10 protein-coding genes are annotated in these 12092 nt (G+C 49.6%); 9 read left to right on the top strand and 1 reads right to left on the bottom strand.

The features are described 5' to 3' along the window. Nucleotides 1-61: 61 nt before the first annotated feature. The 9 genes from AB3Y96_RS16280 (at nucleotide 62) to fbaB (ending at nucleotide 10937) form a co-directional block, all read left to right on the top strand. Nucleotides 62-403, top strand: coding sequence for a YegP family protein (locus AB3Y96_RS16280; protein WP_072308633.1), 342 nt, complete (start codon nucleotides 62-64; stop codon nucleotides 401-403). Nucleotides 404-537: 134 nt separating this feature from the next. Further along, nucleotides 538-1908 (top strand): tRNA 5-hydroxyuridine modification protein YegQ, encoded by a 1371-nt coding sequence (gene yegQ / locus AB3Y96_RS16285; protein WP_367299701.1) that lies wholly within the window; start codon nucleotides 538-540, stop codon nucleotides 1906-1908. A gap of 653 nt (nucleotides 1909-2561) precedes the next feature. Further along, nucleotides 2562-3461, top strand: a complete 900-nt coding sequence (yegS, locus tag AB3Y96_RS16290; RefSeq protein WP_367299702.1) for a lipid kinase YegS — start codon at nucleotides 2562-2564, stop codon at nucleotides 3459-3461. A 227-nt stretch (nucleotides 3462-3688) separates the two neighbouring features. Beyond that, a complete protein-coding gene (gene rspA, locus AB3Y96_RS16295; protein WP_367299703.1) occupies nucleotides 3689-4903 on the top strand; it encodes a starvation-sensing protein RspA in 1215 nt (404 codons plus the stop codon). Between the two features lie 16 nt (nucleotides 4904-4919). Continuing rightward, complete coding sequence (locus AB3Y96_RS16300; protein WP_367299704.1) at nucleotides 4920-5939, top strand: Zn-dependent oxidoreductase; 1020 nt, start codon at nucleotides 4920-4922, stop codon at nucleotides 5937-5939. Between the two features lie 123 nt (nucleotides 5940-6062). After that, on the top strand, nucleotides 6063-7346 hold the full coding sequence (locus tag AB3Y96_RS16305) for an MFS transporter (protein ID WP_072308629.1): 1284 nt from the start codon (nucleotides 6063-6065) through the stop codon (nucleotides 7344-7346). Between the two features lie 53 nt (nucleotides 7347-7399). Next, nucleotides 7400-8869, top strand: coding sequence for a mannitol dehydrogenase family protein (locus AB3Y96_RS16310; protein WP_367299705.1), 1470 nt, complete (start codon nucleotides 7400-7402; stop codon nucleotides 8867-8869). A 139-nt stretch (nucleotides 8870-9008) separates the two neighbouring features. Then, nucleotides 9009-9704 carry a GntR family transcriptional regulator gene (locus AB3Y96_RS16315; protein ID WP_367299706.1) on the top strand — a complete coding sequence of 232 codons (696 nt, stop codon included), beginning with the start codon at nucleotides 9009-9011 and terminating at the stop codon, nucleotides 9702-9704. Nucleotides 9705-9887: 183 nt separating this feature from the next. Then, nucleotides 9888-10937: a class I fructose-bisphosphate aldolase gene (gene fbaB, locus AB3Y96_RS16320; RefSeq protein ID WP_367299707.1), complete on the top strand. Its 1050-nt coding sequence runs from the start codon at nucleotides 9888-9890 to the stop codon at nucleotides 10935-10937. Between the two features lie 29 nt (nucleotides 10938-10966). On the opposite strand, the gene AB3Y96_RS16325 is transcribed toward fbaB, so the two are convergent. Further along, the gene (locus tag AB3Y96_RS16325) at nucleotides 10967-11926 is read right to left on the bottom strand and encodes a LysR substrate-binding domain-containing protein (protein WP_072308625.1); all 960 of its coding nucleotides are present in this window, start codon (nucleotides 11924-11926) and stop codon (nucleotides 10967-10969) included. Nucleotides 11927-12092: the final 166 nt, after the last annotated feature.

Consider the following 12092-nt stretch of genomic DNA (forward strand, 5'->3'; position numbering starts at 1 on the left):
GCGAGCGCGGCTAACGCTGACGCAGCTTAAAGTATGGCGGGGATAGATTTAGGAGATACCCATGGCAATCGGCTATTACGAAATCAAAAAAGCGAAGAACGGACAGTTCCACTTCAATCTAAAAGCCAGCAATGGAGAGATTATTCTTTCCAGCGAAATGTATGCCAGTAAGGCATCTGCTGACAACGGCATCGCATCGGTACAGTCAAACTCCCCCGATGAAGCGCAGTTTGAGATCAAAAACAGCAGCAGCGATCAGCCCTATTTCATTCTCAAAGCAAAGAATCATCAGGTGATCGGCACCAGTGAAATGTATAGCTCTGAGAGCGCCGCACGAAAAGGGATTCAGTCGGTGGTGAAAAACGGCGCAACGACGGATATCAGAGATTTGACGCACGGGTGATTATCTTTCGGGGGCAACCCAATGCCCCCACATTCATTGTGCTCCCTCGCCGAACCCTCTATAATGCCCGCCTTCACTGTACCTACAGGTACAGACTGACTTGTGATCAGACCTTTAAAGAGAAATACAAACCTATGTTTACTCCGGAATTACTCTCTCCGGCCGGTACGCTGAAAAACATGCGCTATGCGTTCGCCTATGGCGCTGATGCTGTTTATGCCGGTCAACCTCGTTACAGCCTGCGTGTTCGCAACAACGAATTCAACCATGAGAACCTCGCCCTCGGCATCAATGAAGCACATGCGCTGGGTAAAAAATTCTACGTGGTGGTGAATATCGCGCCGCACAATGCCAAATTGAAAACCTTCCTACGTGACCTCAAACCGGTTATCGAAATGGGGCCGGACGCGCTGATTATGTCCGATCCGGGATTGATTTCCATGGTGCGCGAAGCCTTCCCTGAGATGGCAATTCATCTTTCAGTACAGGCAAACGCGGTTAACTGGGCGACGGTAAAATTCTGGAAGCAAATGGGGCTGACCCGCGTGATCCTGTCGCGCGAGCTTTCTCTGGAAGAAATTGAAGAAATTCGCCAGCAGGTTCCTGATATGGAGCTTGAAATCTTTGTGCATGGCGCACTGTGCATGGCCTATTCTGGCCGCTGCCTGCTTTCCGGCTATATCAACAAGCGTGACCCTAATCAGGGCACCTGCACCAACGCCTGCCGTTGGGAATATAAAGTTCAGGAAGGCAAAGAAGATACCGTCGGCAATATCGTTCACGTTCATGAACCGATCCCTGTTACCGAAGTCCCCGCTGAGCCAACGCTGGGTATCGGCGCACCGACCGATAAAGTCTTTATGTTAGAAGAAGCGATGCGCCCGGGCGAATACATGAGCGCATTCGAAGACGAGCACGGCACCTACATCATGAACTCCAAGGACCTGCGTGCGATTCAGCACGTTGAGCGACTGACCCAAATGGGCGTTCATTCATTGAAAATTGAAGGTCGTACTAAGTCCTTCTACTACGTCGCTCGTACCGCTCAGGTATACCGCCGCGCGATTGATGACGCCGTGGCGGGTAAGCCGTTCGACCCAACGTTGCTCACCACGCTGGAAGCATTAGCGCACCGTGGCTATACCGAAGGTTTCCTGCGTCGCCACGTGCACGAAGATCAACAGAACTACGACTATGGCTATTCTGTATCCGATCGCCAGCAGTTTGTTGGCGAACTGACAGGCGCACGCCGCGAGGGTTATGCCGAAGTCTTGGTGAAGAATAAGTTCTCATTAGACGACAGCGTTGAAATGATGACGCCAAAAGGCAACGTGCAGTTCACGCTTGAAGCGATGCAAAACAAGAAAGGCGAGCCAACTCAAGTCGCGCCGGGAGACGGGCATATTGTCTATATCCCTGTTCCTGAAGATTTGGATCTTGAATTCGCGCTATTGATGCGTAATTTGGCAGGCACCGATACGCGCAATCCGCATACACCAGCGTAATTCGGCCCGCTAAACGCCTAGGCGTAGCTTATTTCTTATAAGCTGCGCTTTTTTTTATCTCTTTTTGTACTTAATATTCCGAATATAAGATTAAGATCACACTTAAACTTATCGTATATAGATATTATCGAGTGGCAAAAAGATATAACGAAAAAGCAATACTAGGAACCACCTCCTTGCCAGCCCAATCTCCCTTGGGCTGGTTTTCTTTTTTACTCAACGTTTTATAATCCCCTAAGTCAACTATTTAAATTCGTTAATCTTTCTATTCCTTATTTACTCACCTCCGCACAGAAAAATACCTACCCTTTTACAATCAATATGTTACATGATAGTTACTTTGGTAAATTAATTTATTTTTCAGATTATCGCATCCGATATCTAGATAATTTTAAATAACCTAGAAATCAGGAAATGGCTTATTAAGCTTTTAATTAATCATTTTACTTAATTAAAGTTAATTTTATATTTAATCAATTCATTTATTCCTTTCAACTGAAACCTTTCAGCGTCATTTATTACGTTATATTTCCCGATGAGAGCGGTTTCATTAATATTCATTGATGAATGCAATTCATACAGGTAAAACAGGATGAATATCTATGTTATAACAATGTAAGAATTAGTATTTTTACCCCTTCAGGAGAAAACACATGCCTCAATTACACTCCGCGTTAGTTATCTTGAACGGCAAAGGCGCCGGCAATCAGGACGTACGTGAAGCGATTGACGGGTTGCGCACCGCGGGAAATACCCTGCATGTACGCGTGACGTGGGAACATGGTGACGCTAAACGCTATGTGGCGGAGGCCGTAGAGCTCGGCGTCGAAACGATTGTGGCCGGCGGCGGCGATGGCACCATTAACGAAGTGTCTGATGCGCTGAGCCAGCACAGTGAATCCTCCCGCCCTGTATTAGCCGTGTTACCGCTTGGCACAGCCAATGATTTTGCTACCGCCTGTTTAATTCCTGAAGAACCTCAGGCGGCGCTACAACTCGCTTTGCAAGGGCGCGCAGTAGCGATCGACTTTGCCCGCATCAACGATAAACGCGTTTTTATCAATATGGCGACCGGCGGATTCGGCACCAAAATCACTACCGAAACGCCTGAGAAATTAAAATCCATTCTCGGTGGGGCCTCTTATTTCCTACATGGGATTCTGCGAATGGATACGCTCAAGGCTGATTTTTGCCAGATTTCCGGCCCTGATTTCCATTGGGAAGGCAATGCGCTGGTGGTTGCCATCGGCAATGGCCGTCAAGCAGGTGGTGGGCAGCCGTTGTGCCCCGAAGCCTTAATCAATGATGGAAAACTGGATCTGCGCGTTTTAACCTCTGATGAGCTGCTGCCCGCGCTGCTAGAAAGCCTGCTCAAAGGCGAAAGCAATAAAAACGTCATTGAGGCCTCGTTGCCGTGGTTAGAAATTACCTCACCTCATGAAATGACGCTCAATCTGGACGGCGAGCCCTTGAGCGCCAAGCATTTTCGCATTGAAATCGAACCCGATGCCATCAGCCTGCGTCTGCCGCCAAACTGCCCACTGATTGGCTAATAAGGCCGTAAAAAGCCCTAATTCTCTCTGATTTTCACCCTGCCCTTCCCTATTTAGGAGGGGCACTCTCTACGCACCTTTCATTTTTCTTCCTCAGCTAAAACCGTGATCTCATCGGGCAAATTTCGATCATTATACTTGTATGGTAGTTATGTCAGGTTTATGTTTCCGTCATCATTAAGGTCACATTCCAAGCAGAGAAAAATCCGCGCTAAGGAAATTCAACGATGAAGATTGTTAAAGCTGAAGTATTTGTTACCTGTCCAGGACGTAATTTTGTCACGCTGAAAATCACCACCGACGACGGGCTAACCGGCATCGGAGACGCAACGCTTAACGGGCGTGAATTGCCGGTGGCTTCCTATTTACAAGATCACGTTTGCCCACAGCTGATCGGACGCGACGCGCATAGGATCGAAGATATTTGGCAGTTTTTCTATAAGGGCGCTTATTGGCGTCGCGGCCCCGTCACGATGTCAGCCATTTCTGCCGTTGATATGGCGCTATGGGATATCAAAGCCAAAGCCGCCAACATGCCGTTGTATCAACTGCTCGGCGGCGCATCCCGCGAAGGTGTGATGGTTTACTGCCACACCACCGGCCACTCGCTGGATGACGTGTTGGAAGATTACGCCAAACACAAAGAGCTGGGCTTTAAAGCTATTCGCGTGCAGTGCGGCGTACCAGGTATGAAAACCACCTATGGGATGTCCAAAGGCAAAGGTCTGGCCTATGAACCTGCCACCAAGGGCAATTGGCCAGAAGAGCAGCTATGGTCAACGGAAAAATATCTCGATTTTACCCCGAAGTTATTCGCCGCCGTCCGCGACCGCTTTGGCTTTGACGAACATGTGCTGCACGACATGCATCACCGCCTCACGCCTATCGAAGCTGCGCGTTTTGGCAAGAGCATTGAAGACTACCGTCTGTTCTGGATGGAAGATCCAACGCCTGCGGAAAATCAGGAATGCTTCCGTTTGATCCGCCAGCACACGGTTACCCCCATCGCCGTGGGTGAAGTATTCAACAGCATCTGGGACTGCAAACAGCTGATCGAAGAGCAGCTGATAGATTATATCCGCACCACCATTACCCACGCGGGCGGCATCACCGGTATGCGCCGTATTGCCGACTTCGCTGCGTTATATCAAGTACGTACCGGCTCTCACGGCCCTTCCGATCTCTCTCCGATTTGCATGGCTGCCGCGCTGCATTTTGATCTGTGGGTGCCTAATTTTGGCGTTCAGGAATACATGGGCTATTCCGAGCAAATGCTGGAAGTGTTCCCACACAGCTGGACCTTCGATAACGGCTACATGCATCCGGGTGACAAACCTGGGCTCGGTATCGAATTCGATGAAAAACTCGCGGCTAAATATCCGTATGAACCAGCCTATTTGCCCGTTGCGCGCCTCGAAGATGGCACGTTGTGGAATTGGTAACTGAGAGGAATTTCCAATGAAAAGCATCGTTATTCAACAACCAGAGAAGCTGGTGATTGAGGATCGCCCGATCCCACAACCACCAACGGGTGAAGTCAGAGTTCGCGTGCGTCGCGCGGGGATCTGCGGCTCAGACGTGCATATTTTCCGTGGGCATAACCCTTTCGCCAAGTATCCACGCGTTATTGGTCATGAGTTCTTCGGCATCATCGATGCCGTGGGGGAAGGCGTAGACGCCAGCCGACGAGGAGAACGCGTGGTTATCGATCCCGTTGTCAGCTGCGGCCATTGCTACCCTTGCTCTATTGGGCGGCCAAATGTTTGCACCGAGTTGCAGGTTATCGGCGTACACCGCGACGGTGGGTTCAGTGAATATGCCTGTGCGCCTGCGCGCAATGCTTATGTCGTCCCCGATAGCATTCCTGAAGCAGAAGCGACCATGATTGAGCCCTTTACCATTGCCGCTAATATTTGTGCTCAGCTCAAACCTCAGCCCAACGATGTGGCCTTGGTATACGGTGCGGGGCCAATGGGCCTAACCGTGATTCAGGCGTTACGCGGCGTGTATGGCGTATCTACCATTATTGTCGCCGACCGTATTTCTGAGCGTTTGCAAATGGCACAGACGAACGGTGCCGATCGCATCATCGACAATACCCATCTCGATTTAGCGGAAGTATTAAAGCAGGAAGGCATTCGCCCGACGCTTATCGTTGACGCAGCCTGCCACCCTTCAATATTGCCTCAGGCTATTGCGCTGGCCTCTCCCGCCGCACGCATTGGCATTATGGGATTCTCTTCCGATCCTTGCGTGCTCAACCAGCAAAGCATTACCAGTAAGGAAATCTCAATCTTCAGCTCGCGTCTCAACAGCGCGCGTTTTCCTCAGGTTATTGAATGGATGAAGGAAAAGAAAATCCATCCAGAAAAGCTGATCACCCATAGCTTTCCACTTGAGCACGTTACCGATGCGCTCGTTCTGTTCGAACAAGATCAGAAAACCTGTTGCAAGGTGCTTTTAGATTTTAACGAATAGATTTTAGTGAATAGATTTTAGCGAATAATTTTTATCCAAAAGAATGGAATACGCATGTGTCTGCCACAAATGGGCAGACGCACACCCAACAACATAATGATAAAAGTACCGCGTGGGGTAGTTATGGCTAAGAATTTACGTTGGACTATCGTGTTTCTGCTGTTTTTAGTCTACATGATCAACTATTTAGATCGTGTTGCACTGTCAATTACGTTACCGATGATCGAACAAGACTTATCGCTCAATGCTGAACAGTTCGGCATTATTTTTGGCAGTTTTTTCTTCGGTTACGCCATCTTCAATTTCATCGGCGGCCTCGCCGTCGACAAGTTTGGCCCGCTAGTCGTGCTCGGCGTTGCGGTGGGGCTTTGGTCAATTTTCTGCGGTTTTACCGCGCTGGCCTCCGGCTTTTATTCCATGCTGATCCTGCGCGTGTTGTTCGGTATGGCCGAAGGCCCTATTTGCTCCTCGGCCAACAAAATGATTAACGGCTGGTTTCCACGCAAGCAAGCGGCAACCGCTATGGGCTTGCTGAGCGCCGGTTCTCCGCTCGGCGGCGCCGTTGCGGGGCCTATCGTGGGATATTTAGCCTTAGCTTTCGGTTGGCGTCCTGCGTTTATGATTATCTGCGCCATCGGCATTGTCTGGATGCTGATCTGGTTCTTTATCGCTTCAGATTCGCCGGAAAAAAACCGTCATGTCAGCCAGGAAGAACGTGCACTGATCGCTCAGCAAAAAAGTGAAGAGTTGAACACGGACAACAACCAGCAGCCGGGTCATTCGCTGATGTTTTACATGAAGCAGCCCATCATTCTGGCCACCGCGTTTGCTTTCTTTTGCTACAACTACATTCTGTTTTTCTTTCTCAGCTGGTTTCCGTCCTATCTGGTTCAGGCCCACGGCCTCAATATCAAAGAGATGAGCATCACCACGGTCATTCCTTGGATCGTTGGTTTTATTGGTCTAGCCTTGGGCGGCATTATCTCTGATTGGATATTCCGCCTCACCGGCAAGCTGCTGCTGTCGCGCAAAATTGTACTGGTGGTTTGTCTATTGGCCGCCGCAATCTGCGTCGCGCTGGCGGGCACGGTCAGCCAAGTGGTTCCTGCGGTGATCCTGATGTCGGTGTCTATTTTCTTCCTCTATGTCACCGGATCGATTTACTGGGCGATCATTCAAGACGTGGTGCATAAATCACGTATCGGCGGCGCCAGCGGTTTTATTCATCTGGTGGGTAGCGTGTCAGGAATTGTCGGGCCAATCGTGACCGGTTTTATTGTGCAAAACACCGGTAAATTCGACAGCGCCTTTATCTTGGCTGGCGGCGTGGCAGCGCTGGGCGCGCTGCTGGTGTTCTTCGTTATTCGTCCGGCAGCTTCTACGCCCGCGGTAATGAACCACGTTTAATCTTGCCGGAAAATGCGGCCGATTTATCTCTGTCAGACTTAATGGACATATTGATGAAAAACGACTTACTTCATGCGAACGCTATCGTTCCCAACTATTCTCGCGAACAGTTGAAAACCCGCATCGTGCATCTCGGTTTTGGGGCTTTTCACCGCGCTCATCAGGCCGTTTATGCCGACCAATTAGCCGCCGACCACCAGAGCGATTGGGGCTATGGCGAAGTTAACCTTATCGGCGGCGAGCAACAGATCCTCGATTTACGCCACCAGCAAAATCTCTTCAGCGTAGCGGAAATGTCGGCGCAAAACTGGCAGTGCCGCGTCGTGGGAATTGTGCGAGAGGCGTTGCATATTCAGCTTGATGGATTGGATCGGGTTATGGATATGCTTTGCCAGCCGGACGTAGCTATTGTCTCCCTAACGATTACGGAGAAAGGCTATTGTCACTATCCCGCCAGCGGCATGCTTAATCTTGAGCACCCGTTGATTGCGCACGATATTCAACATCCGCAGCAACCACAGTCGGCAGCGGGCGTTATCGTTGCGGCTCTGGCTCAACGGCACGAGCTGGGCCTACCTGCATTCACGGTAATGTCATGCGATAACATGCCAGAGAATGGGCATGTTACCCACAACGTTATCTGCGGGCTGGCGGCGGCGCAGTCGCCGGAACTGGCTAAATGGATCGAGCAAAACGTCACCTTTCCTTCCACCATGGTCGATCGCATTGTTCCTGCCGTCACAGCTGAAACGCTCGATCAAATCGCACTGCAACTCGGCGTACGCGATCCCGCTGGCGTCGCCTGCGAACCCTTCAGGCAATGGGTTATTGAAGACAATTTTGTCGCCGGTCGCCCTGCTTGGGAACGCGTTGGTGCAGAACTGGTAAGCAACGTGTTGCCTTATGAAGAGATGAAGCTACGCATGCTGAACGGCAGTCATTCGTTTTTAGCCTATTTAGGCTATCTAGCGGGCTATGCACACATTAATGACTGCATGCAGGATGAAAACTATCGCCATGCTGCACGGGCGCTGATGCTGAATGAACAAGCACCCACGCTCAGCGTTCCCAACGTGGATTTGCAGGCATACGCCGATTCGCTTATCACTCGTTATTCAAACACGGCACTCAAACACCGCACGTGGCAAATTGCGATGGACGGCAGCCAAAAGCTCCCTCAGCGAATGCTCGACTCTGTACGCTGGCATCTCGCACGCGGCTCCCGCTTTGAACTTCTTGCGTTGGGCATCGCAGGCTGGATGCGCTATGTCGGCGGCATTGATGAACGCGGGCAGCATATCGAGATTAGCGATCCGCTGCGGGTTGATATTCAGCGCTGCGTACAAAACTCAGCGGAAGGATGTGAAAGAGTGTCAGCATTGCTTTCACTCGAGGCCATATTTGGCGCTGATTTACCTCAGGATCCCGCGTTTGTGCAGGCGATAAACGCCGCGTATGCCATGCTATTAGAACGGGGAGCAAAGAACAGCGTTGCCCACACGTTGAAATCAACGGCGTGTTAATTTCTTGGCCCGCTCTGGTGGGCCTTACTTAACGGTATTGCTCTCGGCCCATCGTCAGGATCACAAGATTTAGGCAAACTTATGCCTGAATGCTGTTAAAATGCGGATACTTTTATAAAAACTCAACGATCCCATACGTATGTCGATGTCTACACCTCAGCAGAATTACGACCTAAATGGCACTGTTCCAGTGAATCAGCAAATCTATCGCTATCTGCGTAAAGACATTGTTGAATGCACCATTCCTCCCGGTACGCTGCTTTCAGAGAAAGAGATCTCGACACGCTTTAACGTTTCACGCCAACCGGTACGCGAAGCATTTATTAAACTGGCGGAAAATGGATTAGTACAGATCCTGCCGCAGCGCGGAACCTTTGTGCAGAAAATATCGGTTAAGCGCGTGGCTGACGGGCGTTTTATTCGCTGCGCTATTGAATGCAGCATTGCACGGCGTGCCGCAGAACTGGCAACACCAAGCCAACTACTGCTGCTCGAACACAGTATTAGCCGTCAAAAACTGGCCGCTCAGCATCAACAAACCAGCGAGTTCTTAGCCTTGGACGATCGGTTCCACCAGTTACTGACCGATATTGCTGACTGCCCTCTAGCTTGGGAAACCATTGAGAACATCAAGGCAACGATGGACCGAGTGCGTTTTCTCACCTTAAGCAAAGTTTCACCGCCGGAAAGCCTGATCAGCCAGCACGAAAAAATCTATCAGGCGATCGCCAAAGGTGACGCCGACGCCGCAGAAGAGGCCGTACTTGCTCATCTACAGCAGATGATTCACACCATCACGCCGATTGAGCAGCAAAACAAAGACTGGTTCGAGTAACGTTTACACATTGCCGTCCTGTCAGGCTGACGGCGGCAAGTCTCACTTTTTCTCCCTTCATCTAGAGCGGGTGCAATAAAGCATGTATTGTACCGGCTGGCTGTAAGCAAACCGCTAATATCTTGTTAAGTAATTTCACTCATTGCTCTAGGTTATTTGCCTGAGCCAAGACGGGAGTTCACCATGACTGATATCGCTAAGTTGTTAGGTAAAGAAGCCGATTCACTGCTCCAACATCGCTGTACCACCCTACCCGCAGAACAGTTTTATCTCCCCGGAGCAGACTTTGTTGACCGCGTGATGATCGACAATAACCGCTCGCCGCGTGTGCTGACCGCCATGCAGAATCTGTACAATACCGGTCGTTTAGCCGGAACAGGCTATTTGTCGATTCTGCCAGTCGATCAGGGCGTTGAGCACTCAGCCGGTGCATCTTTCGCAGCAAACCCGCTCTACTTTGATCCTAAAAACATCGTTGAACTGGCGCTTGAAGCGGGCTGCAACTGCGTGGCTTCAACCTATGGCGTTCTGGCTTCCGTATCGCGCCGCTATGCGCATAAAATTCCGTTCCTCGTTAAGCTTAACCATAACGAAACCCTGAGCTACCCCACTCAATATGATCAAACGCTGTATGCCAGCGTCGAACAGGCCTTCAATATGGGCGCACAGGCCGTGGGTGCCACGATTTACTTCGGTTCCATTGAGTCACGTCGCCAGATAGAAGAGATTTCTGCCGCCTTTGAGCGTGCGCATGAGCTGGGGATGGTTACCGTGCTGTGGGCCTATCTGCGTAATCCAGCGTTCAAAAAAGATGGCGTCGACTATCATGCCAGCGCCGATTTAACCGGGCAGGCCAACCATCTGGCCGCCACCATTGGCGCTGATATCGTGAAGCAAAAAATGGCGGAGAATAATGGCGGCTATAAAGCGGTGAATTTCGGTTATACCGATGAACGCGTCTACAGCAAACTCACCACCGACAACCCGATTGATCTCGTTCGTTATCAACTCGCTAACTGTTATATGGGCCGTGCAGGGCTGATTAACTCCGGTGGTGCCGCCGGGGAAAACGATATGTCTGAGTCCGTGCGCACCGCGGTGATTAATAAAAGAGCCGGTGGTATGGGATTGATATTAGGCCGTAAAGCCTTTAAGAAATCGATGAAAGACGGCATTGCGTTAATCAACGCCGTACAGGATGTTTACTTAGATAAGAGCGTCACTATCGCCTAGCGGTAAAACGATGGGCTTTTACAAGCCCATCAACCTTCTTCTTTGACTTCACTTTTTAGAGATTCTGGTATCTCTTTCTTTAAACGCTCCAGCATCGCTGAAAATACCGGATTATGCGTGGAGGAGCGGTTATAAATCATATAAAACGTTACCCGCGGCATAGCAAAATCTGTTTTTAACACTTGTACATTAAAATTACCGGCGAAACGCTGCATTAAACCGATAGGGATCCCCCCAACAGTGTCGGTATTTTCCACTACGCTCATAATCGTTAGCATTGAGTTACTTGAGAAAACGGTATTTCGGCTACCCAGCGCGTCATTAATTGCGATCTTCCCTGCCACTATTTCAGGGTCATCAACGTTAAATGCGGTAAATTTTTCCTGCGCAGCCAATTCGCGAGTCAGTACCCCGTTTAATCGCGGATGGTCCTTACGACAAACAAATAAAAGCTCTGTTTCAGCACAGGGAACACACACCGTTGAAAAACTGGTGTAAGGGCTGGTGCTGAAAATAATATCCGCCTTACGAAAACTCAGCAGCTCTTCGGTTTTAACCGATTCCGTGTAGCCACTATGATGGACAATTTCATAGTCAACGCCGTCATTGTGCAGGCCTTGCAGCACCGCAGGCAGCAATGCCATTCCCATAAACGGCGGTGAGTAAACGACAAACTTCTTCTTCAAGTCATTCTCGGATGAAACGCTAACCACGCGGCCAAGCTGCTCCATACTTTGCGTCAGCTGTTCATGCAAATTAGTCGCCACTGTGGTAGCCGAAATGCCCTTTCCTTCACGAATAAACAGCGGGTCGTTAAAATGACTGCGTAATTTCTGCAAGGACTGGCTAACGGCGGAAGGTGTCATTCCCATAGATGAGGCAGCCAAACTCACACTCGAATGGGTATACACCATTTCAAAAACAGTCAGTAAATTTAGGTCAAAAACTTTTATTTTGCCCAAAGCATTGCGTTCGGTATATCCGCTCATAGATAGTGCGCTCATGTTTATATAAAAAATATATGAAACAATATCAATTAATAATCACAATAGATCCATAAACCATCACTACATTACTTATTAAGTAATTATAATCAATAAAAATAAGCAGAAATGTCCAGATTCATTGGGCCATCACAATATTTTTAGAGCGCAA

Origin of the sequence: Hafnia alvei, from assembly GCF_964063325.1 — a bacterium.
GTDB lineage: Bacteria > Pseudomonadota > Gammaproteobacteria > Enterobacterales > Enterobacteriaceae > Hafnia > Hafnia alvei_B.

Excerpts from the sequence above, each read along its gene's own strand:
- AB3Y96_RS16315 (WP_367299706.1), top strand. The coding sequence starts at position 9,009 with ATGTCGATGTCTACACCTCAGCAGAATTACGACCTAAATGGCACTGTT.
- AB3Y96_RS16305 (WP_072308629.1), top strand. The coding sequence starts at position 6,063 with ATGGCTAAGAATTTACGTTGGACTATCGTGTTTCTGCTGTTTTTAGTC.
- fbaB (WP_367299707.1), top strand. The coding sequence starts at position 9,888 with ATGACTGATATCGCTAAGTTGTTAGGTAAAGAAGCCGATTCACTGCTC.
- AB3Y96_RS16310 (WP_367299705.1), top strand. The coding sequence starts at position 7,400 with ATGAAAAACGACTTACTTCATGCGAACGCTATCGTTCCCAACTATTCT.
- yegQ (WP_367299701.1), top strand. The coding sequence starts at position 538 with ATGTTTACTCCGGAATTACTCTCTCCGGCCGGTACGCTGAAAAACATG.
- rspA (WP_367299703.1), top strand. The coding sequence starts at position 3,689 with ATGAAGATTGTTAAAGCTGAAGTATTTGTTACCTGTCCAGGACGTAAT.
- AB3Y96_RS16280 (WP_072308633.1), top strand. The coding sequence starts at position 62 with ATGGCAATCGGCTATTACGAAATCAAAAAAGCGAAGAACGGACAGTTC.
- AB3Y96_RS16325 (WP_072308625.1), bottom strand. The coding sequence starts at position 11,926 with ATGAGCGGATATACCGAACGCAATGCTTTGGGCAAAATAAAAGTTTTT.
- AB3Y96_RS16300 (WP_367299704.1), top strand. The coding sequence starts at position 4,920 with ATGAAAAGCATCGTTATTCAACAACCAGAGAAGCTGGTGATTGAGGAT.
- yegS (WP_367299702.1), top strand. The coding sequence starts at position 2,562 with ATGCCTCAATTACACTCCGCGTTAGTTATCTTGAACGGCAAAGGCGCC.